This is a genomic window from Oleiphilus sp. HI0079, from assembly GCF_001635105.1.
In genome coordinates, this window is the sequence record NZ_LWFT01000855.1 from 1 (window position 1) to 571 (window position 571).

The window sequence follows — 571 nt, forward strand, 5'->3', positions numbered from 1 at the left end:
AAACGATTGTAGCCGTGCTGCATGACCTGCACCAAGTCAAGGCACATTTTCCGACAACGTTGCTGCTTTCCCGAAGAGCAATTGCTTATGGCCATACCAATGGTGTGCTAACCGAAGAAAACTTGCAAAGAGCATCTCAATTTAATGAGGCTTTTGACGATCATGCAGAGCCATATGTGGTGGTTGGAGAGCATTAGTTGATGTTGGACTTGTTTCTGCAACCTTTTGTCGAGTTTGAATTTATGCGTCAGGCTTTACTTGGTTGCTTGGCCATTTCCGTGAGCGCAGCACCCGTTGGTGTGTTTTTGATGCTTCGTCGAATGGGTCTGACGGGTGACGTCATGGCCCATGCAATTTTGCCGGGTGCCGCAGTCGGATTTTTAGTCGCAGGCTTATCTACCGAAGCCATGACTCTTGGAGCGATTATTGCGGGCTGCTTGGTCGCGTTGTTATCCGGTATTGTTTCTCGATCAACCAACGTTGCCGAAGATTCAAGCATGGCCGCTTTTTACCTAATTTCTCTAGCGCTTGGCACTTTAATGTCGGTAGGAGTGATGATTTTGCCTGCGGC

The 571-nt window shown here is 48.3% G+C and carries 1 protein-coding gene and 1 pseudogene; both read left to right on the forward strand.

Annotated features, from left to right (window positions below; all coding sequences use genetic code 11):
* Positions 1-197, forward strand: a pseudogene (locus A3750_RS26230) (hypothetical protein); the annotation flags it as partial.
* A gap of 3 nt (positions 198-200) precedes the next feature.
* Positions 201-571 (forward strand): metal ABC transporter permease (locus tag A3750_RS16070; protein ID WP_197475085.1); only part of this gene is annotated, 371 nt, incomplete at its 3' end.